This window comes from Pseudomonas sp. Z18(2022) (genome assembly GCF_036346535.1).
Lineage (GTDB): Bacteria > Pseudomonadota > Gammaproteobacteria > Pseudomonadales > Pseudomonadaceae > Aquipseudomonas > Aquipseudomonas yamanorum_A.
On the sequence record NZ_JAOTOA010000001.1, the window covers coordinates 624,867 to 645,232 of the forward strand.

At 61.1% G+C, this 20,366-nt stretch carries 24 protein-coding genes; 16 read left to right on the forward strand and 8 right to left on the reverse strand.

All coding sequences use genetic code 11. The features are described 5' to 3' along the window. The first annotated feature begins 35 nt into the window (after positions 1-35). The 5 genes from V3W39_RS02875 (at position 36) to V3W39_RS02895 (ending at position 4,646) form a co-directional block, all read left to right on the forward strand. Positions 36-539, forward strand: coding sequence for an ureidoglycolate lyase (locus V3W39_RS02875; protein WP_294738156.1), 504 nt, complete (start codon positions 36-38; stop codon positions 537-539). Positions 540-589: 50 nt separating this feature from the next. Continuing rightward, positions 590-1,891: a urate hydroxylase PuuD gene (locus tag V3W39_RS02880; protein ID WP_087694785.1), complete on the forward strand. Its 1,302-nt coding sequence runs from the start codon at positions 590-592 to the stop codon at positions 1,889-1,891. A 181-nt stretch (positions 1,892-2,072) separates the two neighbouring features. Further along, positions 2,073-3,425 (forward strand): nucleobase:cation symporter-2 family protein, encoded by a 1,353-nt coding sequence (locus V3W39_RS02885; RefSeq protein ID WP_177115838.1) that lies wholly within the window; start codon positions 2,073-2,075, stop codon positions 3,423-3,425. Positions 3,426-3,468: 43 nt separating this feature from the next. Further along, positions 3,469-3,864 carry a hypothetical protein gene (locus V3W39_RS02890; RefSeq protein WP_177132329.1) on the forward strand — a complete coding sequence of 132 codons (396 nt, stop codon included), beginning with the start codon at positions 3,469-3,471 and terminating at the stop codon, positions 3,862-3,864. Next, positions 3,861-4,646: an outer membrane protein OmpK gene (locus tag V3W39_RS02895; protein ID WP_003209104.1), complete on the forward strand. Its 786-nt coding sequence runs from the start codon at positions 3,861-3,863 to the stop codon at positions 4,644-4,646. Before V3W39_RS02890 ends, V3W39_RS02895 begins: the two co-directional genes overlap by 4 nt. Before the next feature lie 135 nt (positions 4,647-4,781). Here the strand turns inward: V3W39_RS02895 and V3W39_RS02900 are convergent, their stop codons facing one another. Beyond that, a complete protein-coding gene (locus tag V3W39_RS02900) occupies positions 4,782-5,933 on the reverse strand; it encodes a patatin-like phospholipase family protein (RefSeq protein ID WP_177046292.1) in 1,152 nt (383 codons plus the stop codon). A 32-nt stretch (positions 5,934-5,965) separates the two neighbouring features. Then, entirely contained in the window at positions 5,966-6,901 is a 936-nt protein-coding gene (locus tag V3W39_RS02905) for a lipid A biosynthesis lauroyl acyltransferase (protein WP_330212176.1), read from the reverse strand. A gap of 118 nt (positions 6,902-7,019) precedes the next feature. On the opposite strand from V3W39_RS02905, the gene minC reads away from it, so the two are divergent. The 5 genes from minC to V3W39_RS02930 all read left to right on the forward strand — a co-directional run bounded on the left by minC (position 7,020) and on the right by V3W39_RS02930 (position 11,339). Continuing rightward, positions 7,020-7,757: a septum site-determining protein MinC gene (gene minC, locus V3W39_RS02910; protein WP_003209099.1), complete on the forward strand. Its 738-nt coding sequence runs from the start codon at positions 7,020-7,022 to the stop codon at positions 7,755-7,757. A 199-nt stretch (positions 7,758-7,956) separates the two neighbouring features. After that, complete coding sequence (gene minD / locus V3W39_RS02915) at positions 7,957-8,769, forward strand: septum site-determining protein MinD (protein ID WP_010176105.1); 813 nt, start codon at positions 7,957-7,959, stop codon at positions 8,767-8,769. A gap of 3 nt (positions 8,770-8,772) precedes the next feature. Next, positions 8,773-9,027, forward strand: coding sequence for a cell division topological specificity factor MinE (gene minE, locus V3W39_RS02920; protein WP_003175252.1), 255 nt, complete (start codon positions 8,773-8,775; stop codon positions 9,025-9,027). A gap of 191 nt (positions 9,028-9,218) precedes the next feature. Next, positions 9,219-9,854, forward strand: a complete 636-nt coding sequence (locus V3W39_RS02925) for an RluA family pseudouridine synthase (RefSeq protein ID WP_177046296.1) — start codon at positions 9,219-9,221, stop codon at positions 9,852-9,854. Between the two features lie 195 nt (positions 9,855-10,049). Then, positions 10,050-11,339 carry a M18 family aminopeptidase gene (locus V3W39_RS02930; protein WP_003209095.1) on the forward strand — a complete coding sequence of 430 codons (1,290 nt, stop codon included), beginning with the start codon at positions 10,050-10,052 and terminating at the stop codon, positions 11,337-11,339. A 143-nt stretch (positions 11,340-11,482) separates the two neighbouring features. Here the strand turns inward: V3W39_RS02930 and V3W39_RS02935 are convergent, their stop codons facing one another. Together V3W39_RS02935 and moaB are read right to left on the reverse strand one after the other, a co-directional pair. After that, the gene (locus V3W39_RS02935) at positions 11,483-12,709 is read right to left on the reverse strand and encodes a molybdopterin molybdotransferase MoeA (RefSeq protein ID WP_330212177.1); all 1,227 of its coding nucleotides are present in this window, start codon (positions 12,707-12,709) and stop codon (positions 11,483-11,485) included. Beyond that, positions 12,693-13,232 carry a molybdenum cofactor biosynthesis protein B gene (moaB, locus tag V3W39_RS02940; protein WP_003209092.1) on the reverse strand — a complete coding sequence of 180 codons (540 nt, stop codon included), beginning with the start codon at positions 13,230-13,232 and terminating at the stop codon, positions 12,693-12,695. The genes V3W39_RS02935 and moaB overlap by 17 nt, the downstream gene beginning before the upstream one ends. 75 nt (positions 13,233-13,307) lie before the next feature. On the opposite strand from moaB, the gene mobA reads away from it, so the two are divergent. Continuing rightward, positions 13,308-13,910 (forward strand): molybdenum cofactor guanylyltransferase MobA, encoded by a 603-nt coding sequence (gene mobA, locus V3W39_RS02945; protein WP_177115840.1) that lies wholly within the window; start codon positions 13,308-13,310, stop codon positions 13,908-13,910. 80 nt (positions 13,911-13,990) lie between these two features. Then, the gene (locus tag V3W39_RS02950; RefSeq protein ID WP_003209090.1) at positions 13,991-14,212 is read left to right on the forward strand and encodes a YgdI/YgdR family lipoprotein; all 222 of its coding nucleotides are present in this window, start codon (positions 13,991-13,993) and stop codon (positions 14,210-14,212) included. Between the two features lie 57 nt (positions 14,213-14,269). Here the strand turns inward: V3W39_RS02950 and V3W39_RS02955 are convergent, their stop codons facing one another. The 3 genes from V3W39_RS02955 to V3W39_RS02965 form a co-directional block, all read right to left on the reverse strand. Continuing rightward, on the reverse strand, positions 14,270-15,160 hold the full coding sequence (locus tag V3W39_RS02955) for a pseudouridine synthase (RefSeq protein ID WP_330212318.1): 891 nt from the start codon (positions 15,158-15,160) through the stop codon (positions 14,270-14,272). Between the two features lie 65 nt (positions 15,161-15,225). Further along, positions 15,226-15,561 (reverse strand): hypothetical protein, encoded by a 336-nt coding sequence (locus tag V3W39_RS02960; protein WP_003209087.1) that lies wholly within the window; start codon positions 15,559-15,561, stop codon positions 15,226-15,228. Positions 15,562-15,635: 74 nt separating this feature from the next. Then, complete coding sequence (locus V3W39_RS02965) at positions 15,636-15,872, reverse strand: glutaredoxin family protein (protein ID WP_330212178.1); 237 nt, start codon at positions 15,870-15,872, stop codon at positions 15,636-15,638. A 141-nt stretch (positions 15,873-16,013) separates the two neighbouring features. On the opposite strand from V3W39_RS02965, the gene V3W39_RS02970 reads away from it, so the two are divergent. Continuing rightward, complete coding sequence (locus V3W39_RS02970) at positions 16,014-17,735, forward strand: cation:proton antiporter (protein ID WP_330212179.1); 1,722 nt, start codon at positions 16,014-16,016, stop codon at positions 17,733-17,735. On the opposite strand, the gene V3W39_RS02975 is transcribed toward V3W39_RS02970, so the two are convergent. Beyond that, the gene (locus V3W39_RS02975) at positions 17,722-18,930 is read right to left on the reverse strand and encodes an ammonium transporter (protein ID WP_259197441.1); all 1,209 of its coding nucleotides are present in this window, start codon (positions 18,928-18,930) and stop codon (positions 17,722-17,724) included. The two genes, V3W39_RS02970 and V3W39_RS02975, sit on opposite strands and share 14 nt — an antisense overlap. Positions 18,931-19,278: 348 nt before the next feature. Between V3W39_RS02975 and V3W39_RS02980 the strand changes: the two genes are divergently transcribed. From V3W39_RS02980 to V3W39_RS02990, 3 genes are read left to right on the forward strand one after another with little or no spacing between them, the layout of a single operon-like run. Continuing rightward, complete coding sequence (locus tag V3W39_RS02980; protein ID WP_003209080.1) at positions 19,279-19,593, forward strand: DUF883 family protein; 315 nt, start codon at positions 19,279-19,281, stop codon at positions 19,591-19,593. Between the two features lie 3 nt (positions 19,594-19,596). After that, positions 19,597-19,983, forward strand: a complete 387-nt coding sequence (locus V3W39_RS02985; protein WP_003209078.1) for a phage holin family protein — start codon at positions 19,597-19,599, stop codon at positions 19,981-19,983. Further along, a complete protein-coding gene (locus V3W39_RS02990) occupies positions 19,980-20,321 on the forward strand; it encodes a hypothetical protein (RefSeq protein WP_088426394.1) in 342 nt (113 codons plus the stop codon). The genes V3W39_RS02985 and V3W39_RS02990 overlap by 4 nt, the downstream gene beginning before the upstream one ends. The last annotated feature ends 45 nt before the right edge of the window (positions 20,322-20,366 follow it).

Below are 20,366 nucleotides of genomic sequence, written 5' to 3' on the forward strand. Positions count from 1 at the left end.
GAAATCACATCATTCAAAAGATTAAGAAGACAGCCATGCGCACACTGATGATCGAACCCCTGACCAAAGAAGCCTTCGCCCCTTTCGGAGACGTTATCGAAACCGATGGCAGCGATCACTTCATGATCAACAACGGGTCGACCATGCGCTTTCATAAACTGGCGACGGTGCAAACCGCCACGCCAGAAGACAACGCGATCATCAGCATCTTCCGCGCCGACGCGCAGGACATGCCGCTGACCGTGTGCATGCTGGAACGACACCCGCTGGGCAGCCAGGCTTTCATTCCGCTGCTCGGCAACCCCTTTCTGATCGTGGTCGCGCCAATTGGCGATGAACCTGTATCGGGCTTGGTCCGCGCCTTCGTTACCAACGGCAGGCAGGGCATTAATTACCATCGCGGCGTCTGGCACCACCCGGTGCTGACGATCGAAAAGCGGGATGACTTCCTGGTGGTTGATCGCAGTGGCACAGGCAATAACTGCGATGAGCATTTTTTCAAAGAGGATGAGCGGTTGATCCTCGCCCCCCACCAATAAGAGAAGGTCTGATCACTCGACGACAGAGTGACAGGCGAGAGGTAAAGACTGTGGAAGCACATTTGATGGAATGGCTGAACCTTAGCGTGCGCTGGGTTCACATGATCACCGGCGTCGCCTGGATCGGCGCTTCGTTCTACTTCGTCTGGCTGGAAAACAACCTCAATCGCGTCAACCCCAAGGACGGCCTCGCCGGTGACTTGTGGGCGATCCACGGTGGCGGTATCTACCACCTGGAAAAATACAAACTGGCCCCGCCGACCATGCCGGACAACCTGCACTGGTTCAAATGGGAAGCCTACTTCACCTGGATGTCCGGCATCGCGCTCCTATGCGTGGTGTTCTACGCCAACCCGACCTTGTACCTGCTGGCCCCGGGCAGCAGCCTCAGCGGTCCGGAAGGTGTGTTGCTGGGCCTCGGCTCGTTGCTGGCCGGCTGGTTCATCTACTCCTTTCTCTGCGACTCGGCCCTGGGCAAGCGCCCTGCCCTGCTCGGCCTGATCCTGTTCGTGCTGTTGATTGCCGCCGCGTACGGCTTCAGCAAAGTGTTCAGTGGCCGTGGTGCGTACCTGCATGTAGGCGCCGTGATCGGCACCATCATGGTGGGCAACGTATTCCGCATCATCATGCCGGCCCAGCGCGCGCTGGTGGCGGCGATTGCGGAGAACCGCACACCCGACCCGGCGCTGCCGGCCAAGGGTCTGCTGCGCTCACGTCACAACAACTACTTCACATTGCCGGTGCTGTTCATCATGATCAGCAACCACTTCCCGAGCACCTACGGCAGCCAATACAACTGGCTGATCCTGGCAGGTATCGCAGTGGCGGCGGTGTTGGTGCGTCACTATTTCAACACCCGTCATAACAGCCAGAAATATGCCTGGACCCTGCCTGTGGGCGCGCTGGCGATGATTTGCCTGGCCTACGTGACCGGCCCAAAACCGGTGGCGACTGCACCGGATGTGGCCAAGGCGCCAGCAGCCATCGAGTACCAGCCGCTGCCGGAAACGGCGTTGGGTGGCGGGCTTAAGCCAGCTGCGCCAGCAGCACCTGCACCGGCACCCGCCGAAGCGGCACCGGCCCAGGCGTCGATTGATTTTGACAAGGTCCACGGGGTGATTCAGGAGCGCTGTGCGGTGTGCCATTCGGCCAAGCCCACCAGCCCGCTGTTCAGTACGGCACCGGCCGGCGTGATGTTCGATACGCCGCAGCAGATCCAGCAAATGGCGCCGCGCATCCAGGCACAGGCCGTGGCCAGCCAGATCATGCCGCTGGGCAACATCACCCAGATGACCCAGCAGGAACGGGACTTGATTGGCACCTGGATCACTCAGGGGGCGCGTACCAACTGACTGATTAACGCAGGACCCAATGTGGGAGCTGGCTTGCCTGCGATAGCGATGTTGAATTCACCGCCGCTATCGCAGGCAAGCCAGCTCCCACAATTGAGAGTTGCGGTGTGCTTTGACGAATGAGTTCCACCCGGCAATTGAATGCCGAACAACACAACAATAAAAAGATTCGAGGTGTTGCATGTCCCAGTTAGAAACGCAGATTCCTGCCGCGCCTCCCATGGTGCGGCTTCCCCTCTTGCAACTGATTCTGGTAGGCCTGCAACACGTCTTGCTGATGTACGGTGGCGCCGTCGCCGTGCCTTTGATCATCGGCCAGGCCGCGGGCCTGAGCCGTGAAGAAATCGCCTTCCTGATCAATGCCGACCTGCTGGTGGCGGGCATCGCAACCATGGTGCAGTCGTTTGGCATCGGCCCCGTCGGCATCCGCATGCCGGTGATGATGGGCGCCAGTTTCGCCGCAGTCGGCAGCATGGTGGCCATGGCGGGCATGCCCGGCATCGGCCTGCAAGGGATCTTCGGCGCCACCATCGCCGCCGGCTTTTTCGGCATGCTGATCGCGCCGTTCATGTCCAAGGTCGTGCGCTTCTTTCCGCCGTTGGTGACCGGCACCGTGATCACCGCCATCGGTCTTTCGCTGTTTCCCGTCGCGGTCAATTGGGCCGGCGGCGGTGCTGCGGCCTCCACGTTTGGCTCACCGATTTACCTGGCGATCGCCGCACTGGTGCTGGCCACCATTTTGCTGATCAACCGTTTCATGCGCGGCTTCTGGGTGAACATCTCGGTGCTGATCGGCATGGCCCTGGGCTACGGGTTGTGCGGCATGATCGGCATGGTCGACCTCAGCGGCCTCGCGCAGGCGCCGTGGGTGCAGGTGGTGACGCCGCTGCATTTCGGCATGCCCAAGTTCGAGTTGGCGCCGATTCTGTCGATGTGCCTGGTGGTGGTGATTATCTTCGTCGAGTCCACCGGGATGTTCCTCGCCCTGGGCAAGATCACCGGCCAGGACGTCACGCCGAAGATGCTGCGTCGCGGTTTGTTGTGTGATGCCGGCGCGTCGTTTTTTGCCGGGTTCTTCAACACCTTTACCCACTCCTCGTTCGCGCAGAATATCGGCCTGGTGCAGATGACCGGCGTGCGCTGCCGCTCCGTGACGATCATGGCCGGTGCGTTTCTGATTGTGCTGAGCCTGCTGCCCAAGGCCGCGTTCCTGGTGGCCTCGATTCCTCCCGCTGTACTGGGCGGTGCGGCGATTGCCATGTTCGGCATGGTGGCGGCCACCGGGATCAAGATTCTGCAGGAAGCCGACATCGCCGATCGCCGCAATCAGTTGCTGGTGGCGGTAAGTATCGGCATGGGGCTGATCCCGGTGGTGCGTCCCGAGTTCTTCGCGCAACTGCCGCTGTGGATGAGCCCGATCACCCACAGCGGTATCGCCATGGCCACGATCAGTGCGCTGTCGCTGAACCTGTTATTCAACATTCTGGGTGGCGCCGAACGCGCTGCCGCAAGCGAACACGCTCACCAACATTGATTCCTGCGTCACAACAAAAACAATAACGATCAGGGAATACACCATGCACGCCATTCACCCGGGGCCGGCCACGCGCCGTGCCCCATTCTCGCCCCGCGCGCTCTGTAACGGCGCACTTGAGCACCAGCCTCTGAGTCAGTATTCTCGGCGCCCGCTCAAATCGACTCAAAAAAAAACAGCAAATGTAAAAGCTGACTGCAAGGCCAACTTATCCCGGCCCCAAGTCCGCAGCCAATGTGTGCAAAAACTCTCCGAATTCGACTGTGTTCATCACAGCCGACGGGGATTTTTTGGCTTTTTAAACACCTTGGCGCAGCTCTTGCTAAAAGCATTAAAGCTGACCGAACAGACGATTTTTGCGGCAAGCCAAAAGACGCCACACCAGAGCGTCCGCTTAGAAAAAAAACCAGAAACCTTTACCTCGGGAGCAACCGAATGAAACGTACTGTGAATAGCCTGATGCTGGCAGGATCCCTGCTGGCCGGGGGCCAGGCCATGGCGGGTGATCTGCTGCAGTGGCAGAACAACAGCCTGACTTATCTGTGGGGCAAGAACTTCACTGTTAACCCGCAGATCCAGCAAACCGTGACCTTCGAACACGCCGACGCGTGGAAGTACGGTGACAACTTCTTCTTTCTCGACCGCATCTTTTACAACGGCAAGGAAGACGGCAACGTAGGCCCAAGTACTTACTACGGTGAGTTCAGCCCTCGCTTGTCGTTCGGCAAGATTTTCGACAAGGACTTGTCGTTCGGTCCGATCAAGGACGTGTTGCTGGCGTTCACTTACGAGTTCGGTGAAGGCGATAACGAATCGTACTTGCTGGGTCCGGGCTTCGACTTGGCAATCCCTGGTTTCGATTACTTCCAGCTGAACTTCTACCAGCGCCAGACCGAAGGCAATCGCCCGGGTGACGGCGTGTGGCAGATCACTCCGGTGTGGTCGTACACAATCCCGGTGGGCAACTCCAATGTGCTGATCGACGGCTTTATGGACTGGGTGGTGGACAACGACAAGAACGCCCGTGGCACTTACCACGCCAACCTGCACTTCAACCCACAGATCAAATATGACTTGGGCAAGGCGTTGCATTGGGGCGAGAAGCAGTTGTATGTCGGTATCGAGTACGACTACTGGAAGAACAAGTACGGCATCCAGGACAGCGGCGCGTTCGAGACCAATCAGGACACGGCGAGCCTGTTGGTGAAGTACCACTTCTAACCACACCGCATATCCCCTGTGGAATCGGGCTTGTGTGGGAGCCGGGCTTGCCCGCGATAGCATCACCTCGGTATGTCGGTTACACCGAGGTGATGCTATCGCAGGCAAGCCAGCTCCCACACAAGCCCGCCATATTCAGTTCGGTGTCAGGCCCAGAAACCGCTTCAGCTCTTCGCGCTTGGCCAGCGCATCCCGCCGTCCCAGTTCGATCAACTCGCTGCAATACCCCGCCTCGAACAGCAAATAGCTGAGCACACCCGCGCCACTGGTTTTGGTCGCCCCCGGCCCGCGCAGGAACAGGCGCAATGCCGCCGGCAATTCCTGACGGTGACGCGCCGCGATTTCGTCGATCGGCTGGCTCGGTGCAATCACCAATACCTCCACCGGCGCCAAACCTTGTATCGCCGCATCGGCAGGTAGTACATGACTGAACTGGTTCAGGCGTTCGAGCAATTCGATGTCGCTTTCCAGGCTGTCGATGAACGTGCTGTTGAGCATGTGCCCACCGATCTGCGCCAACGTCGGCTCCTGGCCGGTGAAGGTGCGTGCCGGGTTCGAAGGGTCGTTGCCGCGCGGGTTGCCACTCACGCCCACTACCAGCACACGGCTGGCTCCCAGGTGCAGCGCTGGGCTGATCGGCGCCGACTGCCGCACGGCACCGTCACCAAAATATTCCTGATCGAGTTTCACCGGCGCAAACAGCAACGGAATCGCCGAACTGGCCAGCAGGTGCTCAACGGTCAATTGGGTGGGAATGCCAATACGCCGATGCCGCAGCCAGGCATCGATGGTGCCGCCGCCCTGATAGAAGGTCACGGCTTGCCCGGACTCGTACCCGAAGGCAGTCACAGCCACCGCATGCAGGTGCTTTTCGCGGATCGACTGTTCGATGCCTTCCAGATGCAGCTTGTCCCGCAACAAATCCCGCAGCGGCGAACTGTTGAGCAGCGCCACCGGCACCTGTGCGCCCAGCCCCAGCAGGCTGTGGATAAGAAACCGGCTCGCCTGGCTGATCACCCCGGGCCAGTCGCTGCGTAGCACCAGGTGGCTGCGAAAGCCTTGCCAGAAGGCGGTCAGGCGCTGGATGGCGGCGGTAAAATCCATCGCGCCGCTGGCCAGGCTCACCGCATTGATCGCCCCGGCCGAGGTGCCGACAATCACCGGAAACGGGTTGGCTGCCCCCGGCGGCAACAACTCGGCAATCGCCGCCAATACCCCCACCTGATAGGCGGCCCGCGCCCCGCCTCCGGAAAGAATCAAGCCTGTGACCGGTTCAGCTGGGCGCATTGCATCACTCCATGTTGCTTGGGGACTTCAGATCAACGACGGCGTTTTTCATACAGCTTAGGCTCACCCGGCGGCCGGCTCTTGAAGCGGCGGTGGGTCCACAGGTATTGCTCGGGGCATGCGCGCACGGAGGCTTCGACCCACTGGTTGATGCGCAGGCAATCGATCTCGTCGGTTTCACCGGGGAAGTCGGTGAGCGGCGGGTGGATCACCAGGCGATAACCGCTGCCGTCAGCCAGGCGTTCCTGGGTGAACGGCACCACCAGCGCCTTGCCCAGGCGCGCAAATTTGCTGGTGGCGGTCACGGTGGCGGCCTGAATGCCGAACAACGGCACGAAGATACTTTGCTTGGCGCCGTAGTCCTGGTCCGGTGCGTACCAGATCGCACGGCCGGCCCGCAGCAGCTTGAGCATGCCGCGCACGTCTTCGCGCTCTACGGCCAGGGAGTCGAGGTTGTGCCGCTCGCGGCCACGGCGCTGGACGAAATCGAACAGCGGGTTGCCGTGCTCGCGGTACATGCCGTCGATGGTGTGCTTCTGCCCCAGCAACGCGGCGCCGATTTCCAGGGTGGTGAAATGCAGGGCCATGAGGATCACGCCCTTGCCTTCCAGTTGCGCCTGCTTGAGGTGCTCCAGCCCTTCGACATGGGCCAGGCGCGCCAGGCGCGGCTTGGACCACCACCAGCTCATGGCCATCTCGAAGAAGGCGATGCCGGTGGAGGCAAAGTTTTCCTTGAGCAAATGTTTACGCTCTTTGGCGGACTTTTCCGGGAAACACAGTTCCAGGTTTCGCGCGGCGATGCGTCGACGTTCACCGGCTACCCGGTACATTCCCGCCCCCAAGGCACGGCCAATCCCCAGTAAAGCCCGGTACGGCAACTGCACAATCAGCCACAGCAAACCGAGTCCCAGCCATAACAGCCAAAAACGCGGGTGAAAAAATTCAGCTCGAAAACGCGGGCGATCCATTAATGATTCCGGCAAAGACAACGGCCGCGCATTCTACAACGGTTCGACCCGGCTTGCGGCTAGCGGATGTTCTCGTTATAAGTCTCGACACTTTTCGTGACAAGCCGCTTTGCCGACCATGAGCCAAACCGAACCGCTAGACCAAGATCCCGTGTTCCAGTTGAAAGGCAGCATGCTCGCCATTACCGTGCTGGAACTGGCCCGCAATGACCTTGACGCCCTGGACCGCCAGCTCGCCGCCAAGGTCGCCCTCGCGCCGAACTTCTTCAACAACGCGCCGCTGGTGCTGGCCCTGGACAAACTCCCGGCCGGCCAGGGCGCTGTCGACCTGCCCGGGTTGATGCGTGTGTGCCGCCAACATGGCCTGCGCACCCTGGCGATTCGTGCCAGCCGTATCGAAGACATTGCCGCGGCAATCGCCATTGAACTGCCAGTACTGCCTCCGTCCGGTGCTCGGGAGCGTCCGCTGGACCCGTTGGTCGGCGAAGAGAAGAAAAAACCGGAAAAACCGCCGGAGCCGACGATCAAACCTACAAAGATCATCACCTCTCCCGTGCGGGGCGGGCAGCAGATTTACGCCCAGGGTGGCGACCTTGTGGTCATCGCCCCGGTCAGTCCGGGGGCGGAACTTCTCGCCGATGGAAACATCCATGTATACGGTCCCATGCGGGGTCGTGCACTGGCCGGCATAAAAGGTGACACAAAGGCCCGTATTTTTTGCCAGCAGTTGACCGCTGAGCTAGTGTCCATCGCAGGCCAGTACAAGGTTTCGGAAGATTTGCGCCGCGATCCGCTGTGGGGGGCCGGGGTACAAGTCAGCCTGTCGGGCGATGTGTTGAACATCGTTCGTCTTTAACGGATACTGCCGCATTTTCCAAGCATCTCTGGACTCTGATAGCACAGCGAAAACGGCAAAACTTGTGTAGGAATAATTTAAAGGCGGGGTTTGCCTAGGCAAGCCGTGCTTTCTCCTACAACAGCTGCCCGCCTGCCGCGAGTTTCAAGAGATGTTTTTCAGGGGCTAAAAAGTCCTTTTTCCTTAGGGGTGAAACACCTTGGCCAAGATTCTCGTGGTTACATCCGGCAAGGGTGGTGTGGGTAAGACCACCACCAGCGCCGCTATCGGTACCGGCCTCGCTCTGCGCGGCCACAAGACAGTCATCGTCGACTTCGACGTCGGTTTGCGTAACCTCGACCTGATCATGGGCTGCGAACGCCGCGTGGTGTACGACTTCGTCAACGTGGTCAACGGCGAAGCCAACCTGCAACAGGCCCTGATCAAGGACAAGCGCCTTGAGAACCTGTACGTACTGGCCGCCAGCCAGACCCGCGACAAAGAAGCGCTGACCAAGGAAGGCGTGGGCAAGGTCCTCGCCGAGCTGAAAGAAACCTTCGAATACGTGGTGTGCGATTCCCCGGCGGGTATCGAGACCGGTGCTCACCTGGCGATGTACTTCGCCGACGAAGCCATCGTCGTGACCAACCCTGAAGTGTCGTCGGTACGTGACTCGGACCGCATGCTCGGCCTGCTGGCCAGCAAGTCCCAGCGCGCCGAGAAAGGCGAAGAGCCGATCAAGGAACACCTGCTGCTGACCCGCTACAACCCTGAGCGCGTGAGCAAGGGCGAGATGCTTGGCGTTGAAGACGTCAAGGACATCCTGGCCGTGACCCTGCTGGGCGTGATCCCGGAATCCCAGGCCGTGCTCAAGGCGTCCAACCAGGGCGTGCCGGTGATTCTCGACGACCAGAGCGACGCCGGCCAGGCGTACAGCGATGCGGTTGATCGCTTGCTGGGCAAAACCGTGGAACATCGCTTCCTCGATGTAGCGAAGAAGGGATTCTTCGAGCGTATCTTTGGAGGCAACTAAACAATGAAATTTCTCGACTTCTTTCGCGCCAACAAAAAGCCAAGTACCGCGTCGGTAGCGAAAGAGCGTCTACAGATCATCGTGGCGCACGAACGCGGCCAACGCAGCACTCCGGATTACCTGCCAGCCTTGCAGAAGGAACTGGTCGAGGTGATCCGCAAGTACGTCAATATCGGCAACGATGACGTGCATGTCGCCCTGGAAAATGACGGCAGCTGCTCGATTCTGGAACTCAATATCACCCTGCCTGATCGTTGATCGAAAAGGCGGTCGCCACGGCGGCTCGGTTACTGGACTTCTGTAGGAGCGAGCTTGCTCGCGATGGACGTTAACGATAACGCGCTCATCCTGAATGAACGTGTTGTTCTTAAGTTTTTCGCGAGCAAGCTCGCTCCTACAGAAACTTCAGCAACCCAGCCGCCGTTGGCGTTTGTTACGAGGCTGTTTTAATGCCGTTGTCCAATGTCCATATCCTTCATCAGGACGCTGCTGTCCTGGTGGTGAACAAGCCTACCTTGCTGCTCTCGGTGCCCGGTCGCGCCGACGACAACAAGGACTGCCTGATCACCCGCCTGCAGGAAAACGGCTACCCCGAAGCCCGTATCGTTCATCGCCTGGATTGGGAAACGTCCGGCATCATCCTGCTGGCCCGCGACGCAGACAGCCACCGTGAACTGTCCCGCCAGTTCCACGACCGGGAAACCGAAAAAGCCTACACCGCGCTGTGCTGGGGCCAACCGGAACTGGACAGCGGCAGCATCGACTTGCCATTGCGCTACGACCCACCGACCAAGCCACGGCACGTGGTGGACCATGAGTTCGGCAAGAACGCACTGACCTTCTGGAAAGTCCTGGAACGTTGCGGCGATTGGTGCCGGGTTGAGTTAACGCCGATTACCGGGCGCTCCCATCAACTGCGGGTGCACATGTTGTCCATCGGGCATCCGCTGCTGGGCGATGGCTTGTACGCCCATGAACAGGCATTGGCCGCCTGGCCACGCCTGTGCCTGCACGCCAGCATGCTGAGCTTCACCCATCCCCAGAGCGGCGAGCGGTTGCGCTTCGAGTGCCCGGCACCGTTTTAAGCTGCAAACCCGATCAAATGTGGGAGCTGGCTTGCCTGCGATAACGGTGTGTCAGCCCCCAATTGGTTACTGGCAGACCGCTATCGCAGGTAAGCCAGCTCCCACATGGGTTTTGCGCCCGTCTCAAGACAGCAGCTTCCCTCCAAATTCTGAGCCAATACGGTAAACTCGCGCCATTGCTGTCTGGAGCTACTTATGCGCGAAGAGTTGAACCAAGGCCTGATCGACTTCCTCAAGGCCTCCCCTACCCCGTTCCATGCCACCGCCGCCCTTGCACAGCGCCTGGAAGCGGCCGGTTTCCAGCGTCTTGACGAGCGCGAGACCTGGACCACCGAGGCCAACGGTCGCTACTACGTGACCCGCAACGACTCCTCGATCATCGCCTTCAAGCTCGGCCGCCACTCGCCGCTGCAGGGCGGCATTCGCCTGGTCGGCGCCCACACCGACAGCCCGTGCCTGCGGGTCAAGCCACAGCCTGAGCTGCAACGCCAGGGCTTCTGGCAACTGGGTGTGGAAGTGTACGGCGGCGCGCTGCTGGCACCGTGGTTCGACCGCGACCTGTCCCTGGCCGGCCGCGTCACTTTCCGGCGTGACGGCAAGGTCGAAAGCCAACTGATCGACTTCAAGCTGCCCATCGCGATCATCCCCAACCTGGCCATTCACCTGAACCGTGAAGCCAATCAGGGTTGGGCGATCAATGCCCAGACCGAACTGCCGCCGATCCTCGCGCAATTTGCCGGTGACGAGCGTGTGGACTTTCGCGCAGTACTCACCGAGCAACTGGCCCGTGAACACGGCCTGAATGCCGACGTGGTGCTCGACTATGAACTGAGCTTCTACGACACCCAGAGCGCCGCGGTGATTGGCCTCAATGGCGACTTTATCGCCGGTGCCCGCCTCGACAACCTGCTGTCGTGCTACGCCGGCCTGCAAGCCTTGCTCACCGCCGAAACCGACGAAACCTGCGTACTGGTGTGCAACGACCACGAAGAAGTCGGCTCGTGCTCCGCCTGCGGTGCCGACGGCCCGATGCTGGAGCAGACCTTGCGCCGCCTGCTGCCGGAAGGTGATGAATTCGTACGCACCATCCAGAAGTCGCTGCTGGTGTCTGCCGACAACGCCCACGGCGTACATCCCAACTACGCCGAGAAACACGACGCCAACCACGGCCCGAAACTCAATGCCGGCCCGGTGATCAAGGTCAACAGCAACCAGCGCTACGCCACCAACAGCGAAACCGCCGGGTTCTTCCGCCACCTGTGCATGGCCGAAGAAGTGCCGGTGCAGAGCTTTGTGGTACGCAGCGACATGGGTTGCGGCTCGACCATCGGCCCGATCACCGCCAGCCACCTGGGGGTGCGCACTGTGGATATCGGCTTGCCGACATTTGCCATGCACTCGATTCGCGAGCTGTGCGGCAGCCACGACCTGGCGCACCTGGTGAAGGTGTTGAGTGCGTTTTACGCAAGTCGTGATTTGCCATAATTGGCAGGCTGAAACCCATCAACTGTAGGAGCCGTGCTTGCCCGCGATGGCGTCGGCACAGTCAACATGTATGTTGGCTGGCCCACCGCTATCGCAGGCAAGCCAGCTCCCACAGTTGATCTTCATTGTTTGATAGATCGGGCTCAGTTCAACACTTCACTCAACGGAATGAAGTTGACCCGGTCACCGATCGTAAGCGTCGTCCCTTCCAACACTTCCACCAACCCCTCGGCCCACGCCGCACTGCGCAGCACACCCGAGCTCTGGTTGCGGTAGATGATCGCCTTGCCCTGCTCCAGCCGACCGCGCAGGTACTCGCGACGATTCCCCGGCTTGGCCCACACAAACCCCACCGGCACTTCAACGCGCAACGGTGCCACGTCCTGCACGCCCTGGCGACGCAACAGGTAAGGCCGCGCCAGCAAGGCGAAGGTCACCAGCGTCGACGCCGGGTTGCCCGGCAAACCGATCACCGGTACGCCACGGAAATGCCCGAACGTCAGCGGCTTGCCCGGCTTGATCGCCAGCTTCCACAGCGCCAGTTCGCCCTCTTCGCGCAGGGCAATCCCGAGGAAGTCCGCCTCGCCTACCGACACACCGCCGGTGGACAAAATCAGGTCAACCGAGCCCAGCGCACCCAGGCGCTCACGGGTTTGTTCCAGGTCGTCCGGCAGGATCCCGGCGTCCACCACTTCGCAGCCCAGGCGTTCGAGCCAGCTGCACAGTACCCGGCGATTGCTGTTGTAGATCTGCCCGGGACCCAGCGGCAGGCCCGGCTCGATCAACTCGTCGCCGGTGGACAGCACGGCCACCCGGGCACGTCGTATCACCTCCAGGCGATCACGGCCCAGGGAAGCCGCCAGGCCCAGTTCGATCGGGCCCAGGCGCGTGCCAGAAGGCAGTACCAGCTCGCCCACCGTGGTTTCCTGGCCTTGGGGACGGATGTTCTGATCCACCTGCAACGCCTCGGTAAAGCTCACGCGCTCGTCCGCGTGGACCACTGCGTTTTCCTGCATCTCAACGCAGTCCGCGCCTTCCGGCACCGGAGCGCCGGTGAAGATCCGCGCACAAGTACCGGCGGCCAAGGCCTCCGGTGCCGTGCCGGCAAAAATGCGCTGGCTGACCACCAGCGGCTCGCCGGTCCAGTCCGCCAGGCGCAGGGCGTAACCGTCCATGGCGCTGTTGGGCCAGGGCGGCAGATCGAGGGTAGAGACCAGCGCCTGCGCCAGCACCCGACCGTCACACTCGGCCAGCGGCAAGGTTTCCTGCTCGCGAATCGGCGCAGCCTCGGCCATCGCCAGCAGTTGTTCCAGGGCGTCTTCCACCGGCATCAACGCGCCGGCCTTGCCCGGCTTACCCACGAGATTCACAAGGCTCGGCCTGTTTCAAATGCGGGACGAAGTTGCACGGGCGGTGACGGTTATCCAGTTGCTCGGCGAGGATCCCGTCCCAGCCGGTGCGCACCGCGTTGGTGGAGCCCGGCAGGCAGCACACCAGGGTGCCATTGGCCAGGCCGGCCAGGGCTCGGGATTGCACGGTAGAAGTGCCAATATCGGCCACGGAGATTTGCCGGAACAGCTCGCCGAAACCATCTACCTGCTTGTCCAACAGGCAGCTCACCGCTTCAGGGGTGCTGTCGCGACCGGTGAACCCGGTGCCGCCGGTGATCAACACCACCTGCACCACGTCCTCGGCGATCCAGTGCGCCACTTGCGCACGGATTTTGTACAGATCATCTTTAAGCAAAACCCGCTCGGCCAGCAGGTGGCCAGCGGCGGTCAGGCGGTCGACGAAAACCTGGCCCGAGGTGTCGGTTTCCAGGGTGCGGGTGTCGCTGACCGTCAGTACAGCGATATTCAGGGGTACAAAGGGCGCATCAGCCTTGGCTTTCATGGCTCGGTCCGGTTGTCGAAGGAACAGCCCGATGTTATATCACAGCCCCCCATTTCACTGCCCGCAGGAGCCGTCATGCCCAGCCATTTTTCCCCACTGCCCTGCTCCGTATTGCTACTGGCCGGCGGCCGCGGCCAGCGCATGGGCGGCCTCGACAAGGGCTTGCTCGACTGGCACGGGCAGCCGCTGATCGCGCATCTGCATCGCCTGGTGCGACCGCTGACCGACGACCTGATCATCTCCTGCAATCGCAACCAGGCGCAGTACGCGGCCTACGCCGATCAAGTGGTCGGCGATGACAGCCCGGACTTCCCCGGCCCGCTTGCCGGCATCCGCGCAGGACTGGCAGCGGCGCGGCACGGGCATCTGCTGGTATTGCCGTGCGATGTGCCGCAAATCGATGAGCGATTGCTCGCCGACCTGCTCCACACGGCGCAGCAGAACCCGTTGCTGCCGGTAATGGTGCGCCACGGCGATTTCTGGGAGCCGTTGCTCTGTGTGATACCCACTCTGCTACATGAAACTTTCGAACAGGCCTGGGAGGCCGGCGAGCGCAGCCCGCGCCAGATCATGCAGGCGCTGGGCGCCAAGGCCCTGGATTGCCCCGCGAACGACCCGCGCCTGGCCAACTTCAACACACCTGAGTTGTTGCACCAGCCACCCAGCGTGTCAGAATGAGCGTCGCACAAGGAACTTTGCCGACGTTGCACACGTCACAAGGTCAGTACTCAAAAAAGCATTCTCTCGGAGACAAACTCATGACTCAACGGACCATCGCCGCTCTCATGCTTGCACTGGGCCTCGCTACCCTTGCCGGTTGCGCCTCGCCTACAGTGATCACCCTGAATGACGGTCGCGAAATCCAGGCCGTCGACACTCCTAAATTCGACAAGTCCACCGGCTTCTATGAATTTGAACAGCTGGATGGCAAGCGCACACAGATCAACAAGGATCAGGTTCGCACCGTTAAAGACCTGTAAGTCTTAACGCCGGATACGAAAAAGCCCGCTTGATGCGGGCTTTTTCGTGCCTGGGGTTTACCAGTCCAGGCTGATCTCGCTGCGAAAACTGCGCTCCTGGCCGGTGACCGGGTCGATGAACCGTACACCCTGGGCCAGCAGCTTGAGCGGATTGGCGTAGTCGTCCTCGGCATCCTGGATGACGTCGGGGTAGAACGGATCGTTGCAGATACTCGCCCCCAGCGCCGTCATGTGTACCCGCAACTGATGCTTCTTGCCGGTCACCGGGAACAGGCCGTAGCGCCACAGGTCGCCGTTCTTTTCCCGCACCTCGAGCGCCGTCTCGGTGTTGCTCGCCCCCTCTCCTTCCTGCATGCGAAAGAATGGCTCGCCATCCACCAGCCGGCTTTTATGCACCAACGGAAAGGTCAGCCCAGGCAATGCCGGGGCGATGGCTTCGTAGAACTTGTCGATCTTGCGCGTGGGAAACAGCTGTTGATACGCCGAACGGGTCTGGGGGTTGGCCGAAAACAGCACCAGCCCGGCGGTATGCCGATCGATGCGATGCAGCGGCACCAGGGCCGGGTTGTCCAGGCGACGGATCAAGCGCCGCAACAGGGTCTGCTCGACGTACTCACCGGCGGGCGTTACCGGCAGGAAATGCGGTTTGTCGGCCACCACCAGGTGTTCGTCGGCGTACAGGATGGTCTCCTGCACCGGGATCACTTTCTCGTTCGGCACTTCGCGAAAGTAGTAGATGCACAGGCCTTCGCGGTAGGCCAGGTGCTGGCTGATGGGCGTGCCGTTGATGTCCAGCACCCGGCCCCGGGCGATGCGGTCCAGCCAGTGCTCACGGCTGATGGCCTGGAAGTGCTCGCAGAGGCAATCCAGCACAGTCGCCCAATTGCCCGGGGGCAGGTACAAGGTGCTGGCTTGATGCTGGGCAGCGGAAAAAACGGACATGGGCAGGCTCAGAGCTTGGAAATACAGGCGGGCATTATCCCGCATGCAGCCGGATCAGGCCCAGCACAGATTCACGCCTTGGCCAATTCCGCGCGCAACACCGGCGATGCACTGGCCGCCTCGGTGAACTCCTTGAGCCAGCGCAACACATCCACCGCTTCCCAGCGGCCTGGATCATAAAGCGCGTAGAGCAAGCCCTGATAGCCCACTACATCCAACTGCTTGTGATAACCGGCGCGCTGGAACAACGCCTCGATCTCGGCAAAGCAGGTATTGAAATGCACTTTGTTAAACGGCGTCTTGCCTTCCGTGACCAGGCCATCGAGGCGCAGCTCGTTCACCGCGTCGCGCACGACGTCGGCGGACATGCGATTGACGCTGCTTTTCAGTTGTTCAACATTCACCACGGGCGTTCCCTCTCATTCAATCGCTGTACAAACATACAGTAACCGAATAATCGGGAACTCGCCATCGCCGAGTGCTAGCTAAGAAAGTTCACCACCTGCGCTTCGTCGAACGGCCACTCCAGCTCGGCGCCCGTGTCCACCCGGCGCAGCACCGGAATCCGCAGGCCGTAGGCTTCGAACAGGGACTCGGAATCGGCGATATCCACCAACTCCACCAGTAGGCCGTGTTCGACCAACGGCATGATTTCGGCTTCGGCAAACTCACAAAGATGGCAGCCCAGGGTGCCGAACAACTGACATTCAGGAAGCATGGCAAAGGGTCCGGGAAGAATCAGGTGCCTATTCTAACAGTGTCCGGGTACCGCAAAAGCCTGACCCAGATCACCATGGCGTATAACTGATTCAGCGACTCTCGCGACTTTTTTCCCCTGATACCTGCAATGGAGCTGCGCGTGTTTGCCAACCTGCTGATTATCCTGGCCTCCTCTCTCGTGGTAATTGCGCTGTTTCGTCGCCTGCAACTGCCCCCGGTGCTGGGCTATCTGTGTGTTGGCCTGGCCGTAGGCCCCACCGCCCTGGACTGGGTCAATGACAGCGAAGAGCTGCCAGACCTTGCCGAACTGGGGGTGGTCTTCCTGCTGTTTTCCCTGGGCCTGGAGTTTTCCCTGAGCAAAATGCTCAGCCTGCGCCGGGTGGTGTTTGGCCTGGGCAGCCTGCAGGTGCTGTGCTGCGGGTTACTGTTGGGGGGCTTGCTGGCGCTGTTCGGCCTGTCGCCGACTACTGCCCTGTTGCTCGGTGCCGGCCTGGCGTTGTCGTCCACTGCGATCGTCAGCAAAGAGCTGACCAGCCTCGGCGAAATCTTCAGCAGCCACGGCCAGAATGCGATCGGGGTATTGCTGTTCCAGGACGTGGTTGCCGTGTTGCTGCTGACCCTGGTACCGGTGTTCGCCGGCAACAGCGAGCAAGCCTGGTACTGGGCGTTGCCGTTGACCCTGGGCAAAACCGTGGTGCTGTTCCTCGGCCTGCTGCTGGCCAGTCGCTGGTTGCTGCCGCGGCTGTTCCGTGAAGTGGCGGCCTCCCACTCGGCGGAATTATTCGTACTGCTGGCACTGGTCATTGTGCTGCTCACCGCCTGGCTGACGCACCTGCTGGGCCTGTCCCCGGCGCTGGGTGCCTTTCTCGCCGGGATGCTGCTGGGGGAAAGCCATTACCGCCACCAGATCGAAGCGGATATCCGGCCGTTTCGCGACATCCTGCTGGGCTTGTTTTTCGTCAGTATCGGCATGCTGATCGACCTGCAACTGTTCATCAGCCACAGCCTGTTGATTCTTGGCCTGACCCTCGCCCTGATGTTGATCAAAGGCTGCGTGGTAGCCCTGCTGGTGCAATTGCGCGGCAGCGACGGCGAAACCGCCTGGCGCAGCGGCCTGGCCTTGGCCCAGGGCGGTGAATTCTGTTTCGCCTTGATGGCGCAAATGCAGCAGAGCCGGCTGATGCCCGCCGACATCAGTGGCCTGTTGCTGGCCGCCACGTTCTGCTCGATGCTGCTCACCCCGCTGCTGCTCAGGACTGCACCCGCCATCGCCCTGCGCCTGCACCGCAAGCCCAACCAGCAAGTGCAGCTTGAAGAGATAACCGCCCTCAACGCCGAGCTGCGAGGCCATGCGGTGATCTGCGGTTATGGCCGGGTTGGCCAGTCCATCGGACGATTCCTGCACCGCGAACAACAGGCCTTCATCGCCCTGGATGACGACCCGGAGCGGGTCCAGGAAGCCGCCAGCGAAGACAGCGCCGTGCACTACGGCGACTGCCGCCGTGGCGCCCTGCTCAGCGCTGTCGGCCTGGAGCGTGCGCGCCTGGTGGTGATTGCGGTGGACAACAGCGACGTCGCCCTTACCGTGCTCAACGAAGCACGGCGCCTCAACCCGAAGGTGCCGATCCTGGTGCGCACCCGCGACGACAGTCAGTTGGCCGAACTGAAAGCCGCCGGCGCCACTGAAGTGGTGCCCGAGTTACTGGAATCGAGCTTGATGCTCGCCTCCCATGCGCTGATCCTGCTGGGGTTGTCGGACCAGCAGGTAAAGGGCCGCGTGGATGAAGTGCGGCAAAGCCGGTATCGGCTGCTGCATGGCTGCAACCCGAACGAAGGTGACTCCTCCCTCAATCCTGACTGACGGCGCCAATCTTGTGGATCGACAGATCGGCGCCGTAATACTCCTCTTCCTGACTCAGGCGCAGGCCGTAGACGCGCTTGATCACGCCGTACACCAGCAAGCCGCCGGCCAGCGCCACCACCACACCCAGTGCGGTGCCGATCAACTGGCTGATCAAGCTCACGCCGCCCAAGCCACCCAACGCGGTCTGGCCGAAGATCCCGCAGGCGATCCCGCCCCACACACCGCACAGGCCGTGCAGCGGCCACACACCCAGCACGTCATCGATCTTCCAGCGATCCTGGGCCGCGATGAAGCACCAGACGAACAAACCGCCCGCCACCACGCCGGTCACCAGCGCGCCCACCGGGTGCATCAAGTCGGAGCCGGCGCAGATCGCCACCAGCCCCGCCAACGGACCGTTGTGCAAAAAGCCTGGGTCGTTACGCCCGATCACCAACGCCGCTACGGTGCCGCCGACCATGGCCATCAACGAATTGACCGCCACCAGCCCGCTGACCCCGGACAGGGTCTGCGCACTCATGACGTTGAAGCCAAACCAGCCGACGATCAGAATCCACGACCCCAGCGCCAGGAACGGAATGCTCGACGGTGCGAACGCCACCAGGCGCCCTTCCCGATAACGCCCCTGGCGTGGCCCCAGCAACAACACGGCCGCCAGCGCCAGCCAGCCGCCCATGGCATGCACCACCACGCTACCGGCGAAGTCGTGAAAGCTGGCGCCGAAAGTGCCCAGCAACCAGGCTTGCAGGCCGTAGTTGCCGTTCCACACCATGCCTTCGAAAAACGGATAGATAAACGCCACGATCAAGGCGGTGGCACACAGTTGCGGAACAAAACGTGCACGCTCGGCAATACCCCCGGAAATGATCGCCGGGATCGCCGCCGCGAAGGTCAGCAGGAAGAAGAATTTCACCAGGCCATAACCGTGGTCGGCGCTGATCACCGCCGCCGGTTGCATGAAGGTCACACCGTAGGAGATCCAATAGCCTATAAAGAAATAGGCCAGTGTGGAGATGGCGAAGTCACTGAGGATTTTCGACAGGGCGTTGACCTGGTTCTTCTGCCGTACCGTGCCGACTTCCAGGAAAGCGAAGCCGGCGTGCATGGCCAGGACCATGACCGCACCAATCAGAATAAACAGCGTGTTGGAACTATGGACGAGGGTGTCCACCGCGCTTTGCAAATTTTCCATGGAGAATGGCAGGCCTGCACAGGCAGGAAAAAGCACCAAAGCAGTTCATGACCTTCATGACGCGCACTAAATTGGCACCGACGGTCCGACCCTCTTTTGAGGCCGTGAACCGCTTTGGCGCAGCGTTCAGGGTGAAAGGCAGAATCCGACAGGGTTTTTCCGCGAATTTTAGTTATTTAGGGTAAGGTTTTTCAGGGTTTAAGCCCCAACCGCCCGGATTCAGCGCAAGGCCACCGGCCTGCGCACCAAGGCAAAGCAAAAGCTGTACCAGACAATTGCAGTGAACCTTCACCGACACCGGTGACTCGAAACCAAAAGTAAACAGACCAGCCACTCACGGAGATAACCATGGCCAGAAAAACGGCAAAGACTGCTCAGGAAATATTGATGGCGGATTTTCAAACCCTGGTCAGCGATACCGAGAAGCTGCTGGACGATACCGCGATCCTCGCCGGTGACCAGGCGGACGAACTGCGCAGCAAGATTCACGAAAGCCTGCTCAAGGCCCGTGAAACCCTGCAACTGACCGAAGATTCCCTGCGCGAACGCGGCCAGGCGGCCGTCACCGCCACTGAGGACTATGTTCAGGCCAACCCCTGGCAGTCCGTCGGCATCGCGGCCGGTGTGGGCTTTTTGATCGGCCTGCTGGCCACAAGGCGCTAATTTATGTCTATCGGCGAATCCGGCTCGTCCACGGGCCCAAGTTCTACCTCACGGCGCCTGGGCGCGGCTGTCCTGGGTTTGCTGCACAGCCACGTCGAGCTGTTTGGCATCGAGTTGCAGGAGCAGAAAGCCCGCACCGTCAGCCTGCTGCTGTTCGCAGGCCTGGCGCTGGTGTTTGCCTTGCTGTTGCTGGTGGGCTTGTCGGCGCTGGTGATGATTCTGGTGTGGGATACCTACCGCCTGACCGGGATCATCAGCCTCTGCGTGTTCTACATACTGGCCGCGGCCTTCTGTGGGTTGCGCTTGAAGGCGGCAGTGTTCGATGAGTCCACGCCGTTCCACGCCACCCTCGAAGAGCTGGCCAACGACCGGGAGCGCCTGCTGCCATGAGCCTGACTGAATTGCCGCACAACACTTCCCGGCGGGAGATGCGCAAGGCGTTGATCCGCCTGCGCATGGAAATGCACCGTCAGGAAATTCGTCACGAGTCCCAGCAACTGATGCTGCCGCTGCAAAAGGTCCGCAACATGGGCCAGAGCTGGCAGGACGGTTTTGGCATCAAGCACGCGCCGCTGTGGGGCGTGGGCGTGGTGACACTGCTGGGCTTCCTCACCGGCAAAGGCGCCAAGGGCGGCGGGATCGGCACCATGACTCGCCTGGTGCGGCTTGGCGCCGGTCTGATCCCACTGATCAAACTGGCCATGCAAGGCGCATCGCGCAAAAGTTGAGCCCGCTGGCTGCATTCTTGCAAACAGATCAGGCCCGGCCCTCTC